This is a genomic window from Sphingomonas sp. TREG-RG-20F-R18-01 (assembly GCF_022662475.1).
GTDB lineage: Bacteria > Pseudomonadota > Alphaproteobacteria > Sphingomonadales > Sphingomonadaceae > Sphingomonas.
Genome location: NZ_JAKNQQ010000003.1, coordinates 373152 through 395592, shown reverse-complemented (window position 1 = coordinate 395592; position 22441 = coordinate 373152). Strand labels below are relative to the sequence as shown.

The window sequence follows — 22441 nt, the reverse complement described above, 5'->3', positions numbered from 1 at the left end:
CCGCGGCGATCTCCGTTCCCCAATGGCGCCTTCATCTGACGGCCCTCTCGGCCGTCGCGGTTGCGCTTCTGGCGCTGTTCTGGCCCGATATCGAGAGCCTCGCGCATATCTGGTGGACGAGCACGACATTCGGGCACTGCCTGTTCATCGCGCCGGTCGTGGGATGGTTGGTGTGGCAACGGCGCGCCGGGCTCGCGCGCATGCGACCCGCCGCATGGACGCCCGGATTGCTGGTCGTTGCGCTGGGCGGGTTCGGTTGGCTGGTGGGGGATGCCGCAGGCGTGGCGCTCGCACGGCATCTGGGGATCGTCCTGATGCTGCAGGGAGCGGTGGTGACGACCCTCGGCCCGAACGTCGGCCGCGCTTTGCTCTTTCCGCTGGCCTACGCCGTGTTCCTCGTACCGTTCGGCCAGGGGATGGAGGGACCCCTCCAGACCGCGACCGTCGCGATGACGATGGCCTTGCTGCATCTGTTCGGGGTTCCGGCGACGGTCGACGGCGTGCTGATCACGATCCCCAACGGCTATTTCGAAGTGGCCGAGGCGTGTTCGGGCGCGAAGTTCGTCATCGCCATGGTGGCCTATGGAACGCTGGTCGCGAATGTCTGCTTCGTTTCCTGGCGCCGCCGGCTGGCCTTCATGGCTGTCGCGCTCGTCGTGCCGGTGCTGGCCAACGGCGTTCGCGCGTTTGCGACCATCTATGCCGCCTATTGCACGTCGGTGGAACGCGCGACCGGGTTGGATCATATCGTCTATGGCTGGCTGTTCTTTGGCGTGGTGATGGCGGGTGTGCTGGCGATCGGCTGGCGCTGGTTCGATCGCGCCCCGGATGCGCCCGCGTTCGATCCGGCAACCCTCCAGGCCGTTCCACGCTGGCGGTGCGATCCGCTACAGGCGGCCATCCTCGTACTGGTGACGGCATCCGCGTTCGTCACCTGGGCCGGCGCAATTGCGCACCGCGCTCAGCGGTTGCCCGACCATATCGCGCTACCGGTGGTGGCGGGTTGGCACCGGGTCGCAGCCAGCACGCGCGCGCCGTGGATGCCGTATTATCCCGGGGCGGATCATTTCCTGTTCGGCCGCTATGCCGATGGGCGGGGGCATCTGGTCGATCTTGCAATCGCAGTTTACGGCAGCCAGCGCGAAGGGAAGGAACTGGTCGGTTTCGGCATAGGTCCCTTGCGGGAGGATGACGTCTGGGTCCGGATCGGCAACGGTCCCGATCTCGCGGGGGGATCGTCTCTTCGGATGGTCGGACCAGGGCGGATCGAACGCGAGGTCGTGACATGGTACCGGGTTGGTGACACGGTGACGCATGCGGGAAGTATGGTGAAATTGGAAACGCTTAAGGCACGACTTCTAGGAGGGCTGCAACGCGGCGTCGCGGTGCACGTCTCGGCCGAACGCAGGGCAGACCAGGATCCGCGGGTCGCAATGACCCGGTTTGCCACGGCGTTGGGGCCGATTGCCGTGCTGGCGGATCGCAGCGCGGGCATGTCCCGCTGATGTGCGGTATTGCCGGGCTCTATTATCCTGCCATGCCAAAACCCGTCGATCCGGCCCGGATCAGGGCCATGGCGGATGCGCAGGCGCATCGCGGTCCGGATGGCGCCGGCGTGTGGACCGCGCCCGGCGTCGGGCTGGGGCATCGTCGGTTGGCGATCATCGATGTCGCAGGCTCTCCCCAACCCATGGCCAGCGCCGACGGTGCGCTGACGATCACCTACAACGGAGAAGTCTACAATTTCGCTGCGGTTCGCGCAGAGCTCGAAGCCGGTGGCGCGGTGTTTCAGACGGCTGGCGATACCGAGGTTCTGCTGCAGGCATGGGAAGCCTGGGGACCGGCGATGCTGCCGCGTCTGAACGGCATGTTTGCCTTCGCCATTCATGATGCGCGGCGCCAATGCCTGTTCCTGGCCCGCGACCGGCTTGGGGTGAAGCCGCTGCACTACGTCGTGCTAGCTGACGGCGCCCTGGCGTTTTCGTCAGAACTCAAGGGGCTGTTGGCGCATCCTCTGCTTCGGCGTGAGCCCGATATTCGCGCCGTCGAGGATTATCTGGCGTTCGGCTATGTCCCCGACGATGCCTGTTTGGTGGCCGGCGTGTGCAAGCTGCCGGCGGGTCACGCGATGCTAATCGAACGCGGCCGGCCGATACCGCTTCCGCAACGCTGGTGGGACGTGGATTTCACGCAGCGGGCGACGGGATCGGCGCGCGATCTGGCAGCGGAATTGCAATCGATGCTGCGCGACGCGGTGGTTTCCCGGATGGTTTCCGACGTGCCGCTGGGTGCGTTCCTGTCGGGCGGGGTCGACAGTTCGGCGGTCGTAGCGCTGATGTCGGAGGCGTCGCGCGGCGCGGTCCGGACCTGCACCATCGGTTTCGACGAGGCCGGGCATGACGAGCGCCGCTACGCATCGGACATAGCCACGCGCTTTGCGACATCGCATCGCGAACGCGTCGTCGCGCCCGACGACTTCGCCCTGATCGACCGGCTGGTGGACGCGTTCGACGAACCGTTTGCCGATGCGTCGGCGCTGGCGACCTACCGGGTGTGCGAGCTTGCCCGCGAGGATGTGACGGTGGCCCTGTCGGGCGATGGCGCGGACGAGGCGTTCGCCGGCTATCGTCGCTACAAGTTCCAGGCGGCGGAGGAACGCGTTCGAAACCTGCTCCCGCCAGTGCTCCGGCAACGGGTGTTCGGCGGGATCGGCCGGCATTATCCCAAGGCGGACTGGGCGCCACGCCCGCTCCGCGCGAAGACGACGTTGCTCGCCCTCGCGCAGGATAGCGCCGAAGCCTATGCCGGTTCGGTTGGCGTCACGACGCCGGCGTTGCGCGCTGCCCTGTTCACCGACGCGGCCAAACGCGCGCTTGCCGGGCACCGTGCCGAGGACCGCTATGTCCGCTCGATGCGGGATGCGCCGGCGCGCGATGCGCTGGACCGGGCGCAATATGCCGATCTCCAGCATTGGCTGCCGGGCGACATCCTGACCAAGGCTGATCGCACCAGCATGGCGGTGGGCCTGGAGGCGCGCGAACCGTTGCTTGATTACCGGCTGGTCGAATTCGCGGCCAGGCTGCCCGCGCGCATGCGGCTTCGGGGCGGGCAAGGGAAATGGCTGCTGAAAAAGTCGTTGGAACGGTATCTTCCGAACGACATTCTCTACCGGCCCAAAATGGGCTTCGTCACGCCGATCAGTGCCTGGTTCCGCGGCCCCCTTGCCGAGGAAGCCGCCGCCTTGGCGAGATCCCGCGTGCTGACGGGCAGTGGCTGGTTCGATCCTGCGGCGATCGCCAAGGTGGCGGAGGACCATCGCTCCGGTCGCGCAGAATATGGGCGTACCTTGTGGCAACTGGTCATGCTTGACCGCGCGATGACGCGCTTGTTCGGCTGACGGATCGAGCGCGGCTGCGGCGCGGCCGGCGGTCGCGCGCTACGAGAACACCGCCATCGCAGCATGCAAGGTCAGCGCGACCAGGGCGAGCGACGCGCCAAGGAACAGGGCGAAGCGCACCGACACCTTGTTGATCGTTGCCTGCCACACGCTGTGGGCGACCCGGAGCGCAACATATGCCCAGGCGATCCAGGCGTTCACGCCATTTCCGGTACCGCTCAAGGCAATGACGGTGCAAACGGCATAGAACAGCGTTGGCTGTTCCATCAAATGGTTGTGGTTGTGCGCCTTCCACTGGACCTTGGACGGCAGCCTTCCATCGGCATCCGCCGCCTTGGTTCCGACCAGCGTATTGAGATCGACCCCCGAAGCCCGCATCGCGGGCAGGCGGGTCACGAGCATCCACAGCAGCATCACCAGCGTCCACGCCACCAGCGCGACCATCGGTTTGAGAATTTCGCTGTGCATCATGCCGTCCCCCCTGGCCAACAGGCTGCCGCATCGGGTTTCGAAAAGCAACGCTTCCCGTTCGGTCAGCGCCGCCCCATCACCTCACCGATCCAGCGGTCGTACAGATCGGGCCACAGCGACCCGCTTTCGGTCGCGGGCAAGCGTGTTCCGAACCCGTGGCCGCCGCGCAGCAGGAAATGCGCCTCCACCGCGATCCGCGCCGCGCGTGCCCCGGCGAACAGGTCCATCGCATTGGTGAAGGGGACCGTCGGGTCGTCCTGCGCATGGACGATGAACAGCGGCGGGGTTTCGCGCGTGATGTTCCGGTCGCAGGCGTAGCGGCGCTCCATCACGGGATCGGGATTGGGGCCGAGCAGATTGGCGCGTGATCCGCCGTGGCTGCGTCCGGGATCCATGTTCGACACGGCATACATCAACCCGCCGAAATCCGGACGCGCGGAGACGGCATCGATCGCGTCGCCCCGGCGATAGACCGGCGTGTCGAACAGCGTGAGCAGCGATGCCGCGAGATGCCCGCCCGCCGAGAAACCGAGCACGCCAAGCCGGTTGGGGTCGATGCGATAGCGCGCCGCGTTGGCGCGAACGATCCGCATGGCGCGTTGCACGTCCATCAGCGGCGTGTTCGAACGGTCGACCCAGCCTTCGCCGGGGAGACGATAGCTGAGCACGAAGGCGGTGATCCCGCGCGCGTTCAGCGCGGAGGCGACATCGCTGCCTTCGTTGCGGATCGAAGTGAAGCTGTAGCCGCCGCCAGGGCAGATCACGACGGCGCGGCCATCGGGACGCGGGGCACGATATACCCCGATCGCAGGACGCACGACGCCGCGCATCAACAGGTCGCGATAGTCACCGGGCCGGCCCGTGATCGTCGGACGCTGGAGCGGCTCCGGCGTCCTGGCGCCCGGGGGGTGGCCGGACCACAGCGCAACCGTCTCGCGCGGTGGCCAGACCGGAAGGCCGAACGGGCCGGCGATGCGGGGAGCGTGGGCAGCGGCCGCCGCCGCAGGGGTGGCGGCAGCACCGATCGAAAGGGCCAGGATATTGCGACGATTGTGCATGATACCCAGGCCCTTAGCGGGTTCAGTCGAAGCTTGCACCCCAGCGACGCTTGACGCGGTCCTTCCACAGGCCACGATGATAGGCGTCCGAGGCGAGCAGCGGCATGACCGACCCGGCTTCGGCGAACACCATCTGCTCGATCCCGGTGTTGACCTTGCCCCACGACGCCGCTTCCTGCAGCGTCGACGACGAACAGGCACCGTCGCGGACGTCGGCAACCGTGATTTGCACCGCGTACTTGTGGACCTGCACGTCGTCATGCCCGAGGATCTCGGCGCAGACGACCGTGTCCTGGATGAAGTTCTTTGGCACGCCGCCGCCGATCATCAGCAGGCCGGTGACGCCCGCCTTGATCTTGATGTCGGTGAGTTCGCGGAAATCGGCGATCGCGTCGAGCACCATATAGGGCTTGCCCTCCTTGGCGCGGTCGACCTGATGCTTGACCAGACCGAAGCCAGCCGAGGAATCGACGAACGCCGGGCAGAAGATCGGCACGTCATGCTCGTACGCGAGCTTGACCAGGCTGTTTTCCTTCTTGCCGTTCTCGACGAGGTACTTGCCCATCTCGCGGATGAACTCGCGGCTCGAATAGGGGCGCGGCTCGAGCGAGTTGGCGATCTCGAGGATCGTGTGGTCGCAATCCTGGAGCTGCTCTTCGTCGATATACGTGTCGTAGATCCGGTCGATCAGCAGCGAGCGCAGCGTGTCGTCGTCGGGCACTTCGAGCGCCTGATAATGCTTGTGGCCGAGACCCTCGAAGAAATCCATGTCGACGATCGACGCGCCGGTCGCGACGACGCCGTCGATCATGTTGTTGCGCAGCAGCTCGGCATAGAGATCCATGCAGCCACCCGCCGAGGTCGATCCCGCGATGACGAGGAAGATCGAGCAATCCTTGTCCGCCAGCATCTGGTTGTAGATGTCGGTCGCGCGGCCGAGGTCGCGGCTGGTGAAGCTCATCTTCTTCATTGCGTCGACGATCGGGCGCGCGTCGAACTTGGTGATGTCGATATGCTCGACGGTGGTCGAGAGCAGCTCGGCCTTGCGGTTGGTGTTGAGGACTTCGGTCATGGGGTGATACCCTTTTCAACAGCCGCCGTCGTTGCGGGGACGCGGAAACCCGGAGGGAGACGGTGCATCGCTGCACCGCCTCCCCGATTCGTAATGATTAAGAAATGCCTGTTACAGCTTGACGACGTTGGACGCGACGTGCGGCATGGCGTCGCTGTAGAGCGACACCATCGGCTCGTCCGCGACGATCACCGTCTCGTCCGATCCGAACCCGTTGAACGCGGTCCGCATCGCCGAGCCATAGGCACCGAGCATCCCGATCTCGAGATAGTCGCCCGCCTGGACGTCGGCCGGAAGGTAGAACGGCCCCGCCATGTAATCCATGTCGTCGCAGGTCGGCCCGTAGAAGCTGAACGCCATGTCCTTCGACCGGCTTTCCGGCTCGCGCAGAAGCTCGACCGGGAAGCGCCAGCCGATGTGGGCCGCATCGAACAACGCGCCATAAGCACCGTCGTTGATGTACAGTTCGTCGCCGCGACGCTTTTCCACGCGCACCACGATCGAGCTGTATTCGGCACACAAGGCACGGCCCGGTTCAGCCCACAGTTCGGCCGAATAGCTGACCGGCAGCGATTCAAACGCACGATGGATCGTCTCGAAGAAATGCTCGAGCGGGGGCGGCTCCATGCCCGGGTAGGACGAAGGGAAGCCGCCGCCGACGTCGATTACGTCGACCGTGACCGCCGCATCGACGATCGCCGCACGGACTCGCTCGATTGCGTTCGCATAGGCTTCGGGCGTCATCGCCTGGCTGCCGACATGGAAGCAGATACCGAGCGCATCCGCCGCCTGACGAGCGCGGAACAGCAGTTCCTTGGTCTCGCCGGGAGCGGCGCCGAACTTCGACGCGAGGCTGAGCTTCGAATGCTCCGACGAAACGCGCAGCCGGACGCAGAGCGTCAGGTCGGTCGCCTGGTCGGTGGCGTCCATGATCTTGTCCAGCTCCTCGATCGAATCGAGCGAGAAGGTGCGGACGCCATAGTCGAAATAGGCAGAGCGGATCGCTTCGGGAGCCTTGACCGGGTGCATGAAGCACAGGGTCGCGCCCGGGATCGTCGTCGCGACGAGCCGGACTTCGGCGATCGAGGCCACGTCGTAATGCGTGATCCCCGAATCCCAAAGGATTTTGAGCAACTCAGGAGCCGGATTCGCCTTGACCGCATACATCGAGCGACCCGGGAACTTCTCGACGAAGAACCTGGCCGCACGCGCTGCCGCGTGAGGACGAACCAGCGTAACCGGCTGAACCGGCCGCTGCTGAGCGATGTCGATACCCGAAACCGAGTTCGAAGGGGTCTTCGCTAACCCCAGCGCGCGATGATGCTTGTGCAACTCAAGGGACCTCCAAGTGGCTTGCGCCGAACGGTGAAAAAAGCTGCCTTGCGGTTGGAAGTCCCATGGGGCAGCGGATGGGCGAAATAGGGTCGCAGTTTTGCAATGTAAAGCGGTTTTGGCCCCTCGGAGACGATTAGTGACAATTTTAAGACAGCCGACCCGGGCGGGGGTCCGCGATGCGGCCGCCAAGGTGGCGGCGGCAGTGCCGATGACACCGTTGTTAACCGCCACAATACAGGGGGTTACGGTATCTTTCAAAGCGGAAAACCTGCAGCCGATGGGGGCGTTCAAACTGCGGGGGGCATGGCATCGGCTGACCGCGATCGAACCCGATGCGCGCGCCCGCGGAGTCGTCGCCTTCTCGTCCGGCAACCATGCGCAGGGCATCGCCTGGGCAGCGCGGAGACTCGCCATGCCGGCGACGATCGTGATGCCCGCCGACGCGCCGAAATCGAAGCGGGACGGGACGCTCGCGCTGGGGGCCGAGATCGTGAGTTACGATCGCGCCACCGAAAGCCGCGAGCACATCGCCGCACGACTGGCGGAAGCGCGCGGCGCGGTGCTGGTGCCGAGCTTCGACGATCCGTGGGTGATCGAGGGGCAGGGCAGTGCCGGTGTCGAGGCTGCCGCGCAGATGGCGGCGCTTGGTCTCGTCTCGCCACGGCATGTGATCGTGCCCTGTGGCGGCGGCGGGCTGGCGGCGGGGATTGCGCTTGCGCTGCCGGATGCGCGGATCATCGTGGTCGAACCCGAGGGTTGGGATGACATGACGCGGTCGCTTGCGGCCGGGCGGATCGAGCCGGTTGGCGATTCGCCGCCGCCCACCGCGTGCGACTCGCTCCAGACGATGCGCGTATCGCCGCTGACGTTCGACGTGCTGTCGCGGCACAGGGCGACCGGTCTCGCGGTGACCGAGGCCGAGATCCGGCACGCGCAACGCTGGGCGGCGGACCGGCTCCGGCTGGTGGTGGAGCCGGGCGGTGCGGTTGCGCTGGCGGCGCTCCTTTCAAGCAAGGTGGCGGTTGAACCGGGAATGCTGGTGCTGCTGTCCGGCGGAAATGTCGATCGCGCGGCCTATGCCGCGGTGCTGGCGGGTGACGCGTGAGCGGGATCGAGTCGCTCGCACCCGCGATCGCGATGCTCGCGGCATTCGCCTGCCTGATCGGGGGCGTGCGGATGATCTGGCGGCGCAGCGACGGGCGCAAGGGGGTGCTGCTGCTGGTGACGGCGGCGGTGCTGGTCGGGAACGTCGCGATCTGGACGCTGTGACAGACCGGCCAAGACCGTCGACGACCCATTCCTCTTCCCCGGCGAAGGCCGGGGCCCAGGAGGACAGGTCGCTGTAGAGAGCGCCACCGGCTATTACTTGGGCGGCTCTACTGGGCCCCGGCCTTCGCCGGGGAAGGGCAGTTGGGGGGGGCTCTCCTTACCCCCGACTGGGCGCATGAGGCGGCTCGATCTCGGGTGCCCCCGCCACCTCGAGCGGCCCCTCCCACTTCGCCACGACGGCGGTCGCAACCGCATTGCCGACGACGTTGGTGCCCGATCGCCCCATGTCGAGAAACTGGTCGACCGGGAGGATCAGCAACAACCCCGCCTCGGGAATGCCGAACTGCCCCATCACCGCCGCGATCACGACGAGCGACGCGCGTGGCACGCCCGCGATGCCCTTGGAGGTGATCATCAGCACCAGCAGCATCACGATCTGCTGCCCGATTGACAGATCGACACCGTACACCCGCGCGAGGAACAGCGTCGCGAAGGTCATGTACATCATCGACCCGTCGAGATTGAACGAATAGCCCAGCGGAAGCACGAAGCTCCCGATCTTGCGCGGCACGCCGAAGCGGTCGAGCGCCTCGAGCGTGCGCGGATAGGCGGCCTCCGACGATGCGGTCGAGAAGGCGAGCAGGATCGGCTCGCCGATATAGCGCGCCAGCGTCAGCGCGCGCGGACCGATGATCGCGAACGCCGCGCCGAACAGCAGCATCCACAGCACCGCCAGCCCGATATAGAAGCTCCCGACGAACAGCCCGAGCGTCCACAGGATGCCCAATCCGTTGACCGCGATCGTCGCGGTGATCGCGGCGAACACCGCGAAGGGGGCGACGCGCATCACGTAATCGGTGATCTGGAGCATCATCGCCGCAAGCGCCTCGGCCCCGCGGACGATCGGCGCGCCCTTCTCGCCGATCGCGGTGAGCGCGACGCCGGCGAAGATCGAGAACACCACGATCTGGATGATCTCGTTGGTCGCCATCGCCTCGACCACCGACGACGGGACGATGTGCGTGACGAAATTGGTGAGGTTGAACGCTTTTTCGTCGAGCCCGACGGTCGCATGGGGGGGCGGGAGCTTGAGCCCGAACCCGCTGCCCGGCGAGACGAGATCGATCACGAATTCGATCCCGTGGAACAGCACCAGGCCCAGCGTCAGCGACACCAGCGAGGCTGAGATAAACCACGCCATCGTCCGCCCGCCGATCCGCCCGAGCGCCTTGATGTCCCCCATGTGCGCGATCCCGACGACGAGCGTCGAGAAGACGAGCGGGGCGATGATCATCTTGATCAGGCGCAGGAAGATCGTCGTGATGATCGAGAAGTAGCTGGCGATCTCCTTGGCGCGCGCGGCCCCTGCGGCACTGCCGTCGACGATCTGCTGATTGATCGCCCAGCCGAAGATCAGGCCGAGCACAAGGCCGATCAAAATGTACAGTGTCAGCCGCTTCGCCACGCTTGGTCCCCGTTGTTCGGCTTTCATCAACGGGAGAAAGCGCGTCCGGTCAAGCGAGACGCGCGTTGCGGGGGGCGGCTTGCGCTGCCAGACTGGCATGATGATCCTCAGCCGACGCGCCTTCGCCACCGCCGCCATCATGGCACCCTTGCTCTTCGCCAGCGGCGTGCTGCGCTCAGCCGAGCCCGATCTGACCGGGCTGCGCGACCTGACCGGCGGCACCGCACCGATCGGCGCCGAGGAACGTCGCGGCAGGCTCGTGCGCGCACAGGCGTTGATGCGCGCGAACGGAATCGGCGCGGTGCTGGTCGAATCGGGGTCGAGCCTGACCTATTTCACCGGTATCCGCTGGGGGCGCAGTGAGCGACTGACCGCCGCGATCCTGCCGGTCGAGGGCGAGCCTTGCATCGTCACGCCGTTCTTCGAGGAACCCTCGGTGCGTCAGACGCTCGGCATTCCCGCCGAAGTCCGCGTTTGGCAGGAGGACGAAAGCCCGCACGCACTGATCGCGTCCTTCCTCAAGGACCGCAAGCTCGCCGGACAACCCGTTGGGATCGAGGAGACGGTGCGCTTTTTCGCGGTCGACGGGCTCGCGCATGCCTTGCCGGGCGCGCGGATCGTGTCGGCCAATCCGGTCGTTCGCGCGGTACGGATGCGCAAGACCGCGGCCGAGATCGCGCTGATGCAGACCGCGACCGACGTGACGATCGTGGCGTATCGCTGGACGTGGCCGCGTGTCGAGAAAGGGATGAAGCCCGCCGAGATCGCCGCGCTGATGAACGCCGCGACCAGGCGGCTCGGCGGCGATCCCGAATTCTCGCTGGTGTTGATCGGCCCTGCCGCTGCCTTCCCGCACGGCAGCAAGGACCCGCAGGTCGTCGCCGACGGGCAGATCGTGTTGATGGACTGCGGCTGTACCGTGCAAGGCTATCAGTCGGACGTGTCGCGCACCTTCGTCTTCGGCAGCGCCAGCAAAGAGCAGCGGACGGTATGGGACCAGGTCCGCACGGGCCAGGCAAAGGCGTTCGCCGCCGCGCAACTGGGGACCCCGGCCGGCCAGGTCGATGATGCCGTGCGCGGCTATTACGAATCGCTCGGCTATGGCCCGCGCTACCGCTTGCCCGGACTGTCGCATCGCACTGGCCACGGGATCGGGATGGACGGGCACGAGCCGGTCAATCTCGTGCATGGCGAAACGATGGCGCTGGCGGAGGGGATGTGCTTTTCCGACGAGCCCGGACTGTACCTGCCGGGCAAGTTCGGCGTCCGGCTGGAGGACTGCTTCCACATGACGCCGACGGGCCCGAAATGGTTCAGCGTGCCGCCGACATCGCTGGATGCCCCGCTGGGGTGATCCCGGGGTCAGCTCAGGCGCGGGCCGAACGCTGACCGGTCGCCGTGCCACGTCGCGTCTGCCGCGACGCGATCCCGTTCGGATGCCGCCGTCTGGCCGAGCGCTCGCAAAACGTCGGCGCGAATGGACAGCGTCACCGGATCGCGCGGCCGCTGCCGCAGCGCGGTCTCGACCTCGCGCAAGGCGTCCTGCGCCTTGCCAGCCGCCAGCAACGCGGCCGCCAGGCTGCGCCGCGGCGAATACCACCAGATCGGTGGGTCGTTGAAAGCGGCCATCGACGGATCCTCGTCGAACCGGGCGGCATCGGTGTAAGCGCGGATCGCCAGGTCGTACCGTTGCTCGATCATCGCCGCGCGCCCGTTCAGCACCGCCTTGGCGATCCGCATCAAATTCCTGGCCTGGCGGCTTGCGTCCGCTCCACCGATCGGGCCGGCGGCCTTGGAAATCGCGGCCGCCTCCGTTCGAACGGCGCGGGCATCCCCCATTCGAGCATAGGCCTCGCCCCGGGCGTAGTGACGATAGGCGCGCAGATAGCCCATGGGTTCGAGCGGTTCGGGCAGCGCCAGGACCGCTGCCGGCTCGGCAAATCGACCCTCGGCGGCATAGGCCATGCCCCCCACCATCTGGCCGAACGGCTCTGCGTCGGATCGTCTGGCCAGTCGTCGCAGGACGGGGCCGCTCAACGCCAGGGCGCTTTGGGCATCGCCCGCCAGCAACGCACCACCGACCCCGAAATGGACGTTGTGCGCGTGATAGGGTTGGGTAAAGGCGCCGTCTGGCTCCGGAACCTTGGCCGCCCGCGCGTCCGCTTGGCCGACGGCGACCGCACGAACATTCGCGACCGCGGCGTCCTGGTAGCGGCCGACCCAGTAATAGGTGTGGCTCGGCATATGGATCAGGTGGCTTGCCGCCGGCGCTAACGCGCCCAGGCGATCGGCATACCGTTCGGCACGACCCGGAAAACCGCTCATTTCCGTCGCATGGATGTAGAAGTGGATAGCCGGTGTGAAATCCGGTGTACGCTTCAGCACCGTTTCGAGGAGCGCCACCGCGCGCGGCAGGCCCTGCTTGTCGTCGGCCAGCGCCGCTGGGATCATCCAGGCATCGGCGGCAAGCGTCAGAATCTCGTCGCTGTCGGGATGATCGCGCGCGATCCCATCCATCGCTCGCGCAAACGCGATGTCCGCCGCGCCCGGGCCGCCAATCCGATAGCGCAGCGCCAGCGCTGCCAGCATCTGACGGTCGAGCAGGGGTCCCGTCGCGGCCAGCGGGATCGCGCTGTCGACCAGCTTGCCGAGCTTGACCTGGGTGGCGGCATCGATGGGGTAATTGATGGTCGGCCCCTGCGACCATGCGACACCCCAGCGGCACATGGCGCATTGCGGATCAATCCTGGCCGCTTCGCTGAACGCCGCGGTACCCGCTGCATGGGCGAACGCATGACTGAGTTGCAGCCCGTTGTCGAAGAAGGCCTGGGCCCGGGGCTTGGCGGTTGCGATGACTAGGGCGCCGCTACCGAACCCCGGCATGATCCGCGCCGTGCCGGACGCTATGACGTCATCGCCGCACATGGGGTGCGGCGATGACGTTAATCGGGACTGCGGCGCTGCGATGTCCTGTGGCGCCGCTTCGCCTATGCCCGATGCGGGCGCGAGCATCAGCACGGCAAACGACACGATCGTTGGAAGACGCATGCAAGACCCCTCAGCAGGCGTCGACCCTATCGGAAAATGCACGCCGATCCTATCGCTGAGGCCGCACCGTCACTTGAGATGCGCCGCATACTTGAGAACGCCGTGCGGCTCGCCTAAGCCACCGCGCATGAACCAGCTCCCGATCTCGACCAACGACATTCGTCGCAGCTTCCTCGACTATTTCGCGGCCCATGGGCATGCGAAGATCGCGTCCGCGCCGCTCGTGCCGCAGAACGATCCGACGCTGATGTTCGTCAATGCCGGGATGGTGCCGTTCAAGAACGTCTTCACCGGGCTCGAATCGCGCGCCTATTCGACCGCGACCTCCTCGCAGAAGTGCGTCCGCGCTGGCGGCAAGCACAACGACCTCGACAATGTCGGCTATACCGCGCGGCATCACACCTTCTTCGAGATGCTCGGCAATTTCTCGTTCGGCGATTATTTCAAGGAACGCGCGATCACGCTCGCGTGGAACCTGCTGACGCAGGAATGGGGGATCGACCCCGACCGCCTGACCGTGACCGTCTATCACACCGACGACGAGGCGTTCGACCTGTGGCGCAAGATCGCGGGACTGCCCGAGGAGCGGATCATCCGCATCGCGACCAACGACAATTTCTGGTCGATGGGCGACACCGGGCCATGCGGGCCGTGCTCGGAAATCTTCTACGACCACGGCGACCACATCTTCGGCGGCCCGCCGGGATCGCCCGACGAGGATGGTGACCGGTTCGTCGAGATCTGGAACCTCGTGTTCATGCAGTTCGACCAGACTGCGGACGGCGCGCGCACGCCGCTGCCGCGTCCGTCGATCGATACCGGCATGGGGCTCGAGCGGATCGCCGCCGTGTTGCAGGGCGTCCACGACAATTACGATACCGACACGTTCAAGGCGCTGATCGCGGCGTCGTCGGCGCTGACCGGAACCCCTGCCACCGGCGACACCCAGGCGAGCCACCGGATCATCGCGGATCACCTGCGGTCCGCCGGCTTCCTCGTCGCGGACGGCGTACTGCCGGCGAACGAAGGGCGCGGCTATGTGCTGCGACGGATCATGCGCCGCGCGATGCGGCACGCGCACCTGCTCGGCGCGAAGGAGCCGTTGATGCATCGCCTCGTCCCCGCGCTCGTCGCGGAGATGGGCGCGGCCTACCCGGAGCTGGTCCGCGCACAGGCGGCAATCGAATCGACCCTGTTGCAGGAGGAAACGCAGTTCCGGCGCACGCTCGTCAACGGCCTGCGCCTGCTCGACGAGGCGACGGGTGCAATGTCACCGGGCGCGACCCTGCCCGGCGAAACCGCGTTCAAGCTCTACGATACCTACGGCTTCCCTTATGACCTGACTGAGGATGCCTTGCGCGCGCAGGGGTTCGGGATCGACCGCGCGGGCTTCGACAGTGCGATGGCCGAACAGAAGCGCGCCGCCCGCGCGGCGTGGAAGGGGTCGGGGCAGCGCGCCTCGGACGACGTGTGGTTCGACATCGCCGAAGCCAGCGGCGGGACGGAGTTCATCGGCTATAGCGCGGTCGAGGGTGAGGGCGTCGTCGTCGCGATCGTCAAGGACGGCGCGCAGGTCGCGCGCGCCGAACCGGGCGAGACGGTCGAGATCGTCGTCAACCAGACGCCCTTCTATGCCGAAAGCGGTGGCCAGATCGGCGACACCGGCGCACTGACCGCGCCCGGCGTCAACGGCGTGGTCGAGGATACGCGCAAATATCTCGGCCGCGTCTTCGCGCACGTCACGCGCGTGGCGGAGGGCGGTATCGCGATCGGCGACGCGCTCCATCTGACGGTCGATGCGGCACGGCGCGACCAGATCCGCGCCAACCATAGCGCGACGCATCTGCTGCACGAGGCGCTGCGCCAGCGGCTCGGCGCGCATGTCGCGCAGAAAGGAAGCCTCGTCGCGCCCGAGCGCCTGCGCTTCGATTTCTCGCAGCCGAGCGCGATCGATCCCGCGCGGATCATGGAGGTCGAGGCGGACGTCAATGCGCAGATCCGCGGGAATGGCGCGGTCGAGACACGGTTGATGACCCCGGACGAGGCGATCGCCGAGGGCGCGATGGCGCTGTTCGGCGAGAAATATGGCGACGAGGTCCGCGTCGTCTCGATGGGGACCGAGCACGGGAGGACCTATTCGCTCGAACTGTGCGGCGGCACGCATGTCCGCGCGCTGGGGGACATCGGCCTGTTCACCGTGATCGGTGAAGGCGCGGTGTCGTCCGGTGTACGCCGTGTCGAGGCGCTGACCGGCGAGGCAGCCCGCGACTATCTGACCGCCCGCGATCTCAAGCTGCGCGAGGCGGCGGCTTCGCTCAAGTCGTCGCCCGACGAGGTACCCGCGCGCGTCGCCGCGCTGGTCGAGGACCGGCGACGGCTCGAGCGTGAGCTGGCTGACGCCAAGAAGGCGCTTGCGCTTGGCGGCGGGGCCGGGGCGGCAGCGACTGGTCCGGAGCAGGTCGGTGGTGTCGCGTTCCTTGGGCAGGTCGTCGAAGGGCTCGATCCCAAGGGACTGCGCGGGACGGTCGACGAGATGAAGCAGCGGCTCGGGTCGGGGATCGCGATGATCGTCGCGGTGAACGAAGGCCGCGCTTCGGTGGCGGTCGGCGTGACGGCGGATCTCGTCGCGAGCCACAGCGCGGTCGATCTGCTGCGCGTCGCGGTGGCGGTGCTTGGCGGGCAGGGCGGCGGTGGTCGCCCGGACATGGCGCAAGGCGGCGGGCCTGATGGCAGTGCCGGTGCGGCGGCGGTCGATGCGGTGAAGGCGGCGCTGGCGGGTGCTGACGGCTGATAAGGCAAGGGGGAGACCGCTGGTCTTTCGCGCAGCCGCTTCCCCGCCGAAGGCCGGGGCCCAGGAGCGGGACGGAAGATTGCTGGCGACAGCGCGCGGTTACCCCGACCGCTACTCCTGGGCCCCGGCCTTCGCCGGGGAGCGGCAAAGGTGGGAGAGCCGGACGGGTGCCGGTGGCGTTCCGATAACAGTTCGCGCGCACTGAAGGCTGGGTAAGGTCAGGCCGGTTCGCGCGAAGGTTAGCTTACCCTACTTCTGCGCTTCCCCGGCGAAGGCCGGGGCCCAGTAGCGAAACGCAAGATTGCTGGCGGAGCCGCACGGTTACGTCGACTGCCACTCCCGGGCCCCGGCCTTCGCTGGGAAGCAAAGGCCAAGCCCCTAAGCGGCAGGCGTAGCATCCACGCCCCGCCGCCCACGCACCCGCTTCAGCCGCGGCGCGACCGCCATGTCCGCGGCCGCCTTGATCTCCTGCCGCAGTTCATCGCGCTTTTCATGGATCGAAGCTATCACCGGCCCGACCGCGACGCCGAGATCGGTCAATACCGCTTCCGCCAGCTGGAGCGAACTCTCCAGCGTTTCCGGCACCGCATCCGTCGCGCCCGCGCGGTACAGTTCGGCGGCATGCACCGTGTCGCGCGCACGCGCGACGATTGCGAGGTCGGGCACCCAGTTGCGCACCCGCCGCGTGAGCGCGACGCTGAGCACCGGGTCGTCCATCGTAAGGATCAACGCCTTCGCGCGCCCGAGGTTGAGCCGGTCGACCAGTTCCGGTCGCACGACGTCGCCGAACAGCACCGCATAGCCCTCGGCATGCGCGGCGGTCACCACGTCGATGTCCGCCTCGACCGCGACATAGCGCTGGTTGTGGACGGTCAACATGTCGCACACCATCCGCCCGACGCGGCCGAAGCCGATCACGACGGTGCCGGGCCCTTCAGCGGGAATCTCGAGGTCGGCCGCCCGCCCGCTATGCTGCTCGATGCGCTTGGCCCAACGCCGCCCGAGCATCGCGAGCAACGGCGTGATCGTCAGCCCGATCGCGGTGACGGTCTGCCAGAAATTGGCGGTAGGGGCGGCAATCAACTGCGCCTGTCCCGCCGCGCCCAGCACGATCAGCGTCGTCTCCGACGGACTGCCCATCAACACCCCCGTCTCGACCGCCACGCCGCCGCGAATCCCGGCCCAGCGCAGCAAAGCGAAAGTGACCACCGCCTTGACCGTGACGACCGCTGCGATCGCCAAGGCATAGCCCGCCCAGTTCACCGCGATCGCGCGCAGATCGACGCTCATCCCGATCGTGATCAGGAACACGCCCAGCGCCAAGCCCTTGAACGGCGCGGTCATCACCTCGACTTCGCTATGATAATCGGTCTCGGCGATCAGCACGCCCGCGAGCAACGCGCCGACGATCGGCGACAGCCCGGCAGCGGTCGTCGCAAGGCTTGCGACGATGACGACCAGCAGCGAGGCGGCTAGGAACAGCTCGGGACTCTTCGTCCGGGCGGCCTGCGCAAACAGCTTTGGAAGAATGAAGCGTCCGCCGATGAACAGCGCGCCGACCGTGAGGAACGCGGCGGTTCCGACGCGGGCGAGCCCGGCCCATCCGCTATCCGCCGCCATCGGGCCGAGCGCGCCGAGCACAAAGATGATCGGGACGAGCGCAAGATCTTCGAACAGCAACATCGCGAACGCCGTGCGTCCGACCGGGCTCGTCGTCCCCGCGATCGGCAACACCAGCGCGGTCGACGACAGCGACAACGCGATCCCGAGCGCCATCGATCCGGTCCACGGCAAGGCGGTCAGCAGATGCAGGCCGACACCGAGGATCGCGCCTGCCGCCAGCAATTGCGCGGCGCCCGTGCCGAACACGAGCTGGCGCATCGACCAGAGGCGTTTCAGGGAGAGTTCGAGGCCGATCGAGAACAGCAGCAGCACGATGCCGAATTCGGCGAACGGCTCGATCGAATGCGGGTCGGAAATCGTGACGTAATACAGCCAGGGATAATCCCGGACGAGCGCCCCCAGCCCGAACGGACCCACGAGCAGGCCGACCAGGATGAAACCGATGACGGGGCTGATCTTGGCCCGCGCAAAGGCGGGAATGACAAGGCCGGCCGCCCCGAGAATGACGAGGGCGTCGCTGAAACCGGCGTTGCTGAGAGCTGAGGGCATCGTAGCATCTAAGCAACATTCGGCGTGCTTGTCAGCTTATGCGCGGCAAGGACACGAAAAAGGTCCGGTTCGTGTCGAACCGGACCCTTGAAGATCGCGGTGCCGCCCCGGATTGCCGGGGCGGCACGCACATTGGCTCAGGCGGACGCGCCCATCGCCTGTTCGAGGTTGAGACGGACCTGCTCGAAGAACTGCTCGGTCGTCATCCACGGCTGATCCGGACCGATCAGCAGCGCGAGATCCTTGGTCATGTGACCGTCCTCGACCGTTTGCACGCAAACGCGCTCGAGCGTCTCGGCGAACTGCGTCACCTCGGGCGTACCGTCGAACTTGCCGCGATACTTGAGGCCGCCGGTCCAAGCGAAGATCGACGCGATCGGGTTGGTCGACGTCGCCTTGCCCTGCTCGTGCTGGCGGAAGTGGCGCGTGACGGTGCCGTGCGCGGCTTCCGCCTCGACGGTCTTGCCGTCCGGCGTCAGCAGCACCGAGGTCATCAGGCCGAGCGACCCGAAGCCCTGTGCGACCTGATCCGACTGGACATCGCCGTCATAGTTCTTGCACGCCCAGACGAATTCGCCGTGCCACTTGAGCGCCGATGCGACCATGTCGTCGATCAGGCGATGCTCGTAGACGATGCCCGCTTCCTTGAACTTGTCCTTGAATTCGCTCTCGAAAACCTCTGCGAAGAGGTCCTTGAAGCGGCCGTCATAGGCCTTCAGGATGGTGTTCTTGGTCGACAGATACACCGGCCACTTGAGGTTGAGGCCATAATGCATCGAAGCGCGTGCGAAATCGCGGATCGAATCGTCGAGGTTGTACATCGCGAGCGCGACGCCAGAGGTCGGGAACTGGAACACTTCCTGGTCGATGACCGTGCCGTCCTCGCCGTCGAACACGAGGCGCAGCTTGCCGGGGCCGGGGACGAGGAAATCGGTCGCCTTATACTGGTCGCCGAACGCGTGACGGCCGACGACGATCGGGTGGGTCCAGCCCGGGATCAGGCGGGGGACGTTCTTGATCACAATCGGCTCGCGGAAGATCGTGCCCCCGAGGATGTTGCGGATCGTGCCGTTGGGCGACTTCCACATCTTCTTGAGGCCGAATTCCTCGACGCGCTGCTCGTCCGGGGTGATCGTCGCGCACTTCACGCCGACGCCGTACTTCTGGATCGCCTTGGCGCTGTCGACCGTGATCTTGTCGTCGGTACCGTCGCGGCTCATCATGCCGAGATCGTAATATTCCAGATCGATATCGAGATAGGGGAGGATCAGCCGCTCGCGGATCCACTGCCAGATGATCCGGGTCATCTCATCACCGTCGATCTCGACAACGGGCGTCTTTACCTTGATCTTCGCCATCACGCACTTTCCTGTGGGGGTTTTGCGGTAGCGTCTAGGAGCATGGACCGGATCGATCAACCCGGCGCTGCGATGCGGCTGGCCGGGGTATCCCGTGCGCCGGGCCATTGCCGATTGTGGCAAACCGGCCGGTCGGTTAGGGTTACGACATGATACCACCGCCTTATACCCCGTCCAAGACCGAAGCCGTGAAGTGGCGCGTTCCCGATCTCCATCCCGAAGGGCGGAAATATGTCGTCATCGCGGGTGTCGTCGCGCTGATCGCGTTGATCTGGCTCGGCTGGTTCCTTGCGTGGCCGTTGATCGGGTTGACGCTGTGGGTCGCTTTGTTCTTTCGCGATCCTGTGCGCGTGACGCCATCGGGGGACGGACTGATCGTCTCGCCCGCCGATGGCCTCGTTTCGATGATCGAACGCGTTGCCGTGCCGCGCGAACTGGCAGGCCCCAACGGGCTCGGCGAAGCGCCGTTGATCCGCGTTTCGGTGTTCATGTCGGTGTTCGACGTGCACATCAACCGCACGCCGATCGCCGGGACGGTCAAGCAGGTCGTCTATATCTCCGGCAAGTTCGTCAACGCCGAGCTCGACAAGGCAAGCGAGGACAATGAGCGCCAGCATCTCGTCGTCGAAGGACGCGACGGACGCCGGGTCGGCTTCACGCAGATCGCGGGCTTGCTCGCACGAAGGATCGTTCCGTTCGTCAAGCCCGGCGACATGGTCGCGGCGGGCCAGCGGATCGGACTGATCCGCTTCGGTAGTCGGGTCGACGTCTTCCTGCCCGAGGATTGCGCGTGCCAGGTCGTGCTCGGACAGCGCAGCGTGGCGGGCGAGACGATCCTCGGCCGGGTCGGTGGAACCGTCGCGAGCGGAATCGCGCAATGACCGTGGTAGAGGGACGGGTATGAGGCGCCCGATGCGTCGCGCGGCGACGCGTGGACTGCCGCTGCGTGCGGTCGCGCCCAACGCGGTGACGGCACTGGCGTTGTGCGCCGGTCTGACCGGCATCCGCTTCGCCATTGCCAGCCAGTGGGAAACCGCCGTGCTGATGGTGATGATCGCCAGCGTGCTGGATGGCATCGACGGCCGGATCGCACGGATGGTGCGCGGCGAAAGCCGGTTTGGGGCCGAGCTCGATTCGCTGTCCGACGCGATCTCATTCGGGGTGTCGCCGGCGCTGATCCTGTATCTTTGGTCGCTGAAGGAGTTGCCACGGCTCGGCTGGCTGTGCGCGCTCATCTTCGCGGTATTTTGCGCGTTGCGCCTCGCGCGCTTCAACGCCGCAATCGACGTGATCGATCAGCCTCACAAGTCCGCCGGCTTTCTGACGGGTGCGCCGTCTCCGGTCGGGGCGGGGCTGGCGATGCTGCCGCTGTATCTGTGGTTCTGGACCGGGATGGATTTCTGGCGGTCGCCATTGCTCGTTGCCCCATGGGTCGCGGCGATGGCGGTGTTGATGGTCTCCAGTGTCGCGACCTTCAGCTGGTCCTCGCTGCGGCTGCGCACGCACATCCGGTTCGAAGCGATCGCCGTCGTCGTGCTATTGGGCGCGGCCCTGATATCCGCGCCCTGGCATACGCTGACGCTGTTGTGCGTCCTGTACATCGCGACGCTGCCGTTCAGCGTTGCGGCTTATGGTCGGATCAAGCGACTGCGCGCAACGCCTGCCGTGGGATCGCCGTTACCGGCACCATCCGTACCCGAACACGAACCCGAGGCTCGCTGAGCGCCAGCACGGGGCGCGCCTCGCGGACCGGGTCTACACCATAACGCAGCAACGAAATGATCCGCGGGAACGCAGGTGCCAGCGTCAGCCAAAATACTGCGCCGCTGGCAGCGAATGCGCTCGCGAAGACCAGGAAGCCCGTCACCATCATCATCGCCCAATTCCTCTGTCTCTTCGCAGGAAGGTTAATGCCCTAACCACCACAAGGGATTGTCGTTCCCTGTTCCTGCCGTGACCATGATATGTTCCATATCCGTTCCACTCGTCAAGCGGTTTCGTGCCCTTGCGTTTGTGGAGGAGGTCGGGTAATGGGCGCGCCTTCACACCGCATGGGAAGCACACATCACCGGTGTCGTGCAGGGGTTTGACCCCGAACCGATTACTCGCTTCCCAGAGGACCAACCGGAAAGGAATTATCTATGGCGGCACCTGTCGTTTCCATGCAGCAGCTGCTCGAGACGGGCGCACACTTCGGCCACCAGACGCATCGCTGGAACCCAAAGATGAAGCCTTACATTTTCGGCGACCGTAACGGCGTCCACATCCTCGATCTTTCGCAGACCGTTCCGCTCTTCGCCCGCGCGCTCGAGTTCGTTTCGGCGTCGACCGCGGCCGGCGGCAAGGTTCTGTTCGTCGGCACCAAGCGCCAGGCGCAGGAGCCCGTCGCAGACGCAGCGCGTCGCTCGGGCCAGCACTTCGTCAACCATCGCTGGCTGGGCGGGATGCTCACCAACTGGAAGACCATTTCCAACTCGATCAAGCGCATGAAGACGCTCGAAGAGCAGCTCTCGGGCGACACGGTCGGCCTGACCAAGAAGGAAGTGCTCCAGCTGACCCGCGAGAAGGACAAGCTCGAGCTGTCGCTCGGCGGCATCCGCGACATGGGCGGCATCCCGGACGTGATGTTCGTGATCGACGCGAACAAGGAAGAGCTGGCGATCAAGGAAGCGAACACGCTGGGTATCCCGGTCGTCGCGATCCTCGATTCGAACGTCTCGCCGGACGGCATCGCGTTCCCGGTTCCCGCGAATGACGACGCAAGCCGGGCGATCCGCCTGTATTGCGAAGCGATCGCGATCGCCGCGACTCGCGGCGGCAACGAGCAGCTCGCGCGTCGCCAGGACATCGGTTCGATGGAAGCGCCGCCCGCCGAGGAAGCGCTGCTCGAGACCGCACCTGCCGAAGCCGGTGCCGAGCCGACCGCAGCCAGCGATGCAGCCCTGCAGGCCGAAATGGTCGCCGAGGCCGAGCGCCAGATCGACGCATAAGCGTCGCATAACTGA

17 protein-coding genes are annotated in these 22441 nt (G+C 66.3%); 9 read left to right on the top strand and 8 right to left on the bottom strand.

Annotated elements, in window-relative coordinates; all coding sequences use genetic code 11:
* Nucleotides 1–8: 8 nt before the first annotated feature.
* Both xrtA and L8K25_RS11580 read left to right on the top strand, forming a co-directional pair.
* Entirely contained in the window at nucleotides 9–1505 is a 1497-nt protein-coding gene (xrtA, locus tag L8K25_RS11585) for an exosortase A (RefSeq protein WP_242139276.1), read from the top strand.
* Nucleotides 1505–3397 carry an XrtA/PEP-CTERM system amidotransferase gene (locus L8K25_RS11580; protein ID WP_242139057.1) on the top strand — a complete coding sequence of 631 codons (1893 nt, stop codon included), beginning with the start codon at nucleotides 1505–1507 and terminating at the stop codon, nucleotides 3395–3397. The genes xrtA and L8K25_RS11580 overlap by 1 nt, the downstream gene beginning before the upstream one ends.
* A 39-nt stretch (nucleotides 3398–3436) precedes the next feature.
* Here the strand turns inward: L8K25_RS11580 and L8K25_RS11575 are convergent, their stop codons facing one another.
* From L8K25_RS11575 to L8K25_RS11560, 4 genes are all read right to left on the bottom strand, one after another.
* Nucleotides 3437–3865 (bottom strand): MAPEG family protein, encoded by a 429-nt coding sequence (locus L8K25_RS11575; protein ID WP_242139275.1) that lies wholly within the window; start codon nucleotides 3863–3865, stop codon nucleotides 3437–3439.
* Between the two features lie 65 nt (nucleotides 3866–3930).
* On the bottom strand, nucleotides 3931–4926 hold the full coding sequence (locus L8K25_RS11570) for an alpha/beta hydrolase (protein WP_242139056.1): 996 nt from the start codon (nucleotides 4924–4926) through the stop codon (nucleotides 3931–3933).
* Between the two features lie 22 nt (nucleotides 4927–4948).
* On the bottom strand, nucleotides 4949–5998 hold the full coding sequence (locus L8K25_RS11565) for a deoxyhypusine synthase (RefSeq protein WP_010163671.1): 1050 nt from the start codon (nucleotides 5996–5998) through the stop codon (nucleotides 4949–4951).
* A 111-nt stretch (nucleotides 5999–6109) separates the two neighbouring features.
* Nucleotides 6110–7330, bottom strand: coding sequence for a type III PLP-dependent enzyme (locus L8K25_RS11560; RefSeq protein ID WP_242139055.1), 1221 nt, complete (start codon nucleotides 7328–7330; stop codon nucleotides 6110–6112).
* Between the two features lie 139 nt (nucleotides 7331–7469).
* On the opposite strand from L8K25_RS11560, the gene L8K25_RS11555 reads away from it, so the two are divergent.
* Entirely contained in the window at nucleotides 7470–8438 is a 969-nt protein-coding gene (locus L8K25_RS11555; protein ID WP_242139054.1) for a threonine/serine dehydratase, read from the top strand.
* Nucleotides 8435–8602 carry a hypothetical protein gene (locus L8K25_RS11550; RefSeq protein WP_242139053.1) on the top strand — a complete coding sequence of 56 codons (168 nt, stop codon included), beginning with the start codon at nucleotides 8435–8437 and terminating at the stop codon, nucleotides 8600–8602. The genes L8K25_RS11555 and L8K25_RS11550 overlap by 4 nt, the downstream gene beginning before the upstream one ends.
* A 157-nt stretch (nucleotides 8603–8759) precedes the next feature.
* Here L8K25_RS11550 and L8K25_RS11545 read toward each other — a convergent pair whose 3' ends face one another.
* A complete protein-coding gene (locus L8K25_RS11545; protein WP_242139052.1) occupies nucleotides 8760–10067 on the bottom strand; it encodes a dicarboxylate/amino acid:cation symporter in 1308 nt (435 codons plus the stop codon).
* A gap of 100 nt (nucleotides 10068–10167) precedes the next feature.
* Here L8K25_RS11545 and L8K25_RS11540 point away from each other — a divergent pair, with 100 nt between their 5' ends.
* On the top strand, nucleotides 10168–11421 hold the full coding sequence (locus tag L8K25_RS11540) for a Xaa-Pro peptidase family protein (RefSeq protein ID WP_242139274.1): 1254 nt from the start codon (nucleotides 10168–10170) through the stop codon (nucleotides 11419–11421).
* Between the two features lie 8 nt (nucleotides 11422–11429).
* Here the strand turns inward: L8K25_RS11540 and L8K25_RS11535 are convergent, their stop codons facing one another.
* Nucleotides 11430–13115 carry a hypothetical protein gene (locus L8K25_RS11535; protein WP_242139051.1) on the bottom strand — a complete coding sequence of 562 codons (1686 nt, stop codon included), beginning with the start codon at nucleotides 13113–13115 and terminating at the stop codon, nucleotides 11430–11432.
* A 127-nt stretch (nucleotides 13116–13242) separates the two neighbouring features.
* Between L8K25_RS11535 and alaS the strand changes: the two genes are divergently transcribed.
* Nucleotides 13243–15906, top strand: a complete 2664-nt coding sequence (gene alaS / locus L8K25_RS11530; RefSeq protein ID WP_242139050.1) for an alanine--tRNA ligase — start codon at nucleotides 13243–13245, stop codon at nucleotides 15904–15906.
* 378 nt (nucleotides 15907–16284) lie between these two features.
* Here the strand turns inward: alaS and L8K25_RS11525 are convergent, their stop codons facing one another.
* Both L8K25_RS11525 and L8K25_RS11520 read right to left on the bottom strand, forming a co-directional pair.
* Nucleotides 16285–18078, bottom strand: a complete 1794-nt coding sequence (locus tag L8K25_RS11525; protein WP_242139049.1) for a cation:proton antiporter — start codon at nucleotides 18076–18078, stop codon at nucleotides 16285–16287.
* A 137-nt stretch (nucleotides 18079–18215) separates the two neighbouring features.
* On the bottom strand, nucleotides 18216–19436 hold the full coding sequence (locus tag L8K25_RS11520) for an NADP-dependent isocitrate dehydrogenase (protein WP_242139048.1): 1221 nt from the start codon (nucleotides 19434–19436) through the stop codon (nucleotides 18216–18218).
* Between the two features lie 149 nt (nucleotides 19437–19585).
* On the opposite strand from L8K25_RS11520, the gene L8K25_RS11515 reads away from it, so the two are divergent.
* From L8K25_RS11515 to rpsB, 3 genes are all read left to right on the top strand, one after another.
* Complete coding sequence (locus L8K25_RS11515; RefSeq protein WP_242139047.1) at nucleotides 19586–20317, top strand: phosphatidylserine decarboxylase; 732 nt, start codon at nucleotides 19586–19588, stop codon at nucleotides 20315–20317.
* Nucleotides 20318–20336: 19 nt separating this feature from the next.
* The gene (locus L8K25_RS11510) at nucleotides 20337–21158 is read left to right on the top strand and encodes a phosphatidylcholine/phosphatidylserine synthase (protein ID WP_242139046.1); all 822 of its coding nucleotides are present in this window, start codon (nucleotides 20337–20339) and stop codon (nucleotides 21156–21158) included.
* Between the two features lie 419 nt (nucleotides 21159–21577).
* The gene (rpsB, locus tag L8K25_RS11505) at nucleotides 21578–22426 is read left to right on the top strand and encodes a 30S ribosomal protein S2 (protein ID WP_242139045.1); all 849 of its coding nucleotides are present in this window, start codon (nucleotides 21578–21580) and stop codon (nucleotides 22424–22426) included.
* Nucleotides 22427–22441 lie beyond the last annotated feature (15 nt).